The organism is Bradyrhizobium sp. 23, from assembly GCF_023073295.1.
Classification (GTDB): Bacteria; Pseudomonadota; Alphaproteobacteria; order Rhizobiales; family Xanthobacteraceae; genus Bradyrhizobium; species Bradyrhizobium canariense_D.
Genome location: NZ_JADPJF010000088.1, coordinates 138160 through 141957 on the forward strand (window position 1 = coordinate 138160; position 3798 = coordinate 141957).

Annotated in this window: 4 protein-coding genes; 3 read left to right on the plus strand and 1 reads right to left on the minus strand. The window is 65.0% G+C overall.

Annotated features, from left to right (window positions below):
* Nucleotides 1-1190 (minus strand): DNA recombination protein RmuC (gene rmuC / locus IVB32_RS21590; protein ID WP_247411387.1); only part of this gene is annotated, 1190 nt, incomplete at its 3' end.
* A gap of 169 nt (nucleotides 1191-1359) precedes the next feature.
* Between rmuC and def the strand changes: the two genes are divergently transcribed.
* The 3 genes from def to truA all read left to right on the plus strand — a co-directional run bounded on the left by def (nucleotide 1360) and on the right by truA (nucleotide 3678).
* The gene (gene def, locus IVB32_RS21595; RefSeq protein WP_007597693.1) at nucleotides 1360-1884 is read left to right on the plus strand and encodes a peptide deformylase; all 525 of its coding nucleotides are present in this window, start codon (nucleotides 1360-1362) and stop codon (nucleotides 1882-1884) included.
* Between the two features lie 12 nt (nucleotides 1885-1896).
* Nucleotides 1897-2820 carry a methionyl-tRNA formyltransferase gene (fmt, locus tag IVB32_RS21600; protein WP_247411390.1) on the plus strand — a complete coding sequence of 308 codons (924 nt, stop codon included), beginning with the start codon at nucleotides 1897-1899 and terminating at the stop codon, nucleotides 2818-2820.
* A gap of 120 nt (nucleotides 2821-2940) precedes the next feature.
* Nucleotides 2941-3678, plus strand: a complete 738-nt coding sequence (gene truA, locus IVB32_RS21605) for a tRNA pseudouridine(38-40) synthase TruA (protein WP_026232440.1) — start codon at nucleotides 2941-2943, stop codon at nucleotides 3676-3678.
* The last annotated feature ends 120 nt before the right edge of the window (nucleotides 3679-3798 follow it).

The window sequence follows — 3798 nt, forward strand, 5'->3', positions numbered from 1 at the left end:
GCCTGGAGCTTCCTCGGGAACAACTCGGCAGCGCCGGTCGTCACGAGATGCGGGGCTTCGGGGGCATCGCTCTTGCTGAAATCGAGCTCTTCGATGCGCCCCGCGCGCTTCTCGATCTTGTCGGCGGAGATCAGGATCTGGCGGACGTCCTCGTTCGCGTCGGCAAAGTGCTTCTGCAATTTCAGCACGCGATCGCGCAGGCGGCCGAGGTCGTCGCCGAGCTTGATCACTTCGGTCTGGATCTGGTCGGCGGCATCGCGCATGCGCGCGTCCTTCATGATCTGCTGCATCACCTGGATTGCGAGCATCAAAAGCGACGGCGACACCAGCACGACGCGGGCGCGATACGCCTTCTGGATCACGTCGTCGAAACCGTCGTGGATCTCGGCGTAGACCGATTCCGACGGCACGAACATCAACGCCATTTCCTGGGTCTCGCCGGCGACGAGATATTTTTCGGCGATGTCGCTGACATGCTTCATCACGTCACCGCGCAGCCGCTGCGTGGCGATGCGCTTTTCCTCGTCGGTGCGCGCATCATGCAGCGCGGTCATCGCCTCCAGCGGAAATTTCGCGTCGATGCAGAGCGGACGCTGGTCGGGCAGGAACACGACGCAGTCCGGACGCTTGCCGGTCGAGAGCGTGAACTGGAACTCGTAGGCGCCCTTCGGCAGACCGTCCTGGACGATCGCTTCCATCCGCGCCTGACCGAAGGCGCCGCGCGACTGCTTGTTGGCGAGCACGTCGCGCAGGGTCGTCACCTGCGTGGTGAGGTCGGTGAGGTTCTTGTGCGCGCTGTCGATGATGCCGAGCCGCTCGTGCAGCGCGTGCAGGCTCTCCATGGTGTTGCGGGTCGAGTGCTCCATGGACTGGCCGACGCGGTGGGTCACCGAATCCAGCCGCTCGTTGACCGCGCGCGCCATGTCGGCCTGGCGGCCGGCCAGCGTCTGGGTCATGGCGTCGACTCGCCCCGAAGCCTCGCTCTGGGCGTGCAGCATCTGGCTGATGCACTCCTCGAGCTCGTCGGCGCGGATGGCGTTGGCCATCGCGAGTTCCGCGCCGCGCCGCCCTGACCGCGCGATCACGACGGCAATCACGAGCAGCAGGATAAGGACCAGGGCGCCGAAGCCGATCAGCGCGTCCACGGTGCGCACCGGCCAGTCGCCAAGCATGAAAATGATCTCGTTCATGCCCCTGCTTCTAGCCGATTCGCTTCGAGACACGAACGAATAGCGAACATTTATGGTAAATGGTGTTAATTTTTATGGTTAACGAAACCTGAAGTTTTATGGTTAGCGGAGGGTTAACGGGGTTCCCGGCCGCATTGACCGCATCGAACGCGCGGCTTAAATCGCGGCCATGGCCCTCAGAGAAATCATCATCCTGCCCGACAAGCAGCTGCGTCTGGTCTCCAAGCCGATCGAGAAGGTCACGCCGGAGATCCGCAAGCTTGCCGACGACATGTTCGAGACCATGTACGACGCGCCCGGCATCGGGCTCGCGGCGATCCAGATCGCGCAGCCGTTGCGGCTGATCACCATGGACCTCGCCAAGCCCGACCAGGACGGCGAGACCAAGCCCGAGCCGCGCGTCTTCATCAATCCGGAAATCATCGCCTCTTCGGAGGACCTGTCGGTCTACGAGGAAGGCTGCCTGTCGATCCCCGAATATTACGAGGAGGTCGAGCGCCCTGCGAAGGTGCGGGTGCGCTACACCGATCTCGACGGCAAGGTGCACGAGGAGGACGCCGAAGGCCTCTACGCCACCTGCATCCAGCACGAGATCGACCATCTCAACGGCGTGCTGTTCGTCGACTATCTGTCAAAGCTCAAGCGCGACCGCGTGCTGAAGAAGTTCGAGAAAGCCGCCAAGCGCGCGGAGTGAGGTTCTCTGTCGATGCCCCTCCGCCTGATCTTCATGGGCACGCCCGATTTCTCCGTGCCGACGCTGCTCGAGCTCGTCGCGCATGGCCACGAGATCGCGGCCGTGTACACGCGCGCGCCGAAGCCCGGCGGACGGCGCGGGCTGCAATTGCAGCCGACCCCGGTGGAAGAGGCCGCGGGAAAGCTCGGTGTGCCCGTGCTGACGCCGAAGACTTTGAAAACGCCGGAGGCGCTGGAAGAGTTTCGCGCCTTTGACGCCGATGCGGCCGTCGTCGTCGCCTATGGCATGATCCTGCCGCAGGCGATCCTCGATGCGCCAAAGCTCGGCTGCTACAACCTGCACGCCTCGCTGCTGCCACGCTGGCGCGGTGCCGCTCCCATCAACCGCGCGATCATGGCCGGCGATGCCGAGAGCGGCGTGATGGTGATGAAGATGGATGTTGGCCTCGACACCGGCGACGTCGCTATGGCGGAACGGCTCGCGATCACGGACAACATGACCGCGCTCGATCTGCACGATCGTCTGTCGCGGCTCGGTGCCGATCTGATGGTGCGCGCCATGGCCGCGCTGGCGCGCGGCGGGCTTCAGCTGAAGCAGCAGAGCGAGGACGGCGTCACCTATGCCGCCAAGATCGACAAGGCCGAGGCGCGGATCGACTGGACCAGGCCCGCGCGCGAGGTGCTGCGCCATATCCACGGCCTGTCGCCGTTTCCCGGCGCCTGGGCCGAACTTGAGAATGCGCGGGTCAAGATCCTGCGCTGCGAGCTGGCGAAAGGCACGGGCGCACCCGGCGAGGTGCTCGACGATCACCTCACCATCGCCTGCGGCGAGGGTGCAATCCGTCTGATCGAGCTCCAGCGCGAAGGCAAGGCACGCATGCAGGCCGCGGACTTCCTGCGCGGCGTGCCGTTGAAGACCGGCGCCAAATTCACCTGACGCTGTCATACCCTACGAAGGCGGGGTATCCAGTACGCCGAGGCTTCTCGGTCGAACGGATAGGCTGCGGAGTACTGGATTGCCCGGTCGAGCCGGGCGATGACAGCGAAACTGGACAAGATGCCCCGCTACAAGCTCACCATCGAATATGACGGCGCGCCGTTCTTCGGCTGGCAGGTGCAGGAGACGCTGCCCTCGGTGCAGGGCGCGTTGGAGGCCGCTGTGAAGGCGATGACCGGCGCGGATGCGCGCGTCCATGGTGCCGGCCGCACCGATGCCGGCGTGCATGCGCGCGGCCAGGTCGCGCATGTCGATGTCGGCAAGCAGTTTCCGCCGGGCCGTTTTCGCGACGGCTTGAATGCGCATCTGCGCCCGCATCCTGTCGCGGTGCTCGAAGCGGATATCGTGCCTGATAGTTTCGAGGCGCGCTTTTCAGCCATCAAGCGCCACTACCGCTACCGTATCGTCAACACTCGCGCCAATCTCGCACTCGATGCCGGCCACGCCTGGCGCGTGCCGCGCCGGCTCGACGCCGATGCGATGCATGCGGCGGCACAACGCCTGCTCGGCAAGCACGATTTCACCACCTTCCGCGACACCGAGTGCCAGGCCAGGTCGCCGGAGAAGACGCTCGATCAGCTCGACGTGCTGCGCGACGGGCGCGAGATCACCATAGTCACCTCGGCGCGCTCATTCCTGCACAGCCAGGTGCGTTCGATGGTGGGGTCGCTGATGTGGGTCGGCGAAGGCCGCTGGACCGCCGATGATCTCTCCGCAGCGCTCGCCGCACGCAACCGCGCCGCCTGCGGCATCGTCGCCCCGCCGGACGGGCTGTATCTGATGCAGGTGGATTACTGATGGGATGAGGGCGCGTACTCTCGCTACATCCCCCACTGTCATGCCCCGGCTTGACCGGGGCATCCAGTAGCCGTGGCCTCTCGGCTCAGTCACTGTCGTCTCTGGAATACTGGATCCCCC

Bases quoted from the DNA above. Each gene is read 5' to 3' on its own strand.
- def (WP_007597693.1), top strand. From the start codon at position 1,360: ATGGCCCTCAGAGAAATCATCATCCTGCCCGACAAGCAGCTGCGTCTG.
- truA (WP_026232440.1), top strand. From the start codon at position 2,941: ATGCCCCGCTACAAGCTCACCATCGAATATGACGGCGCGCCGTTCTTC.
- fmt (WP_247411390.1), top strand. From the start codon at position 1,897: ATGCCCCTCCGCCTGATCTTCATGGGCACGCCCGATTTCTCCGTGCCG.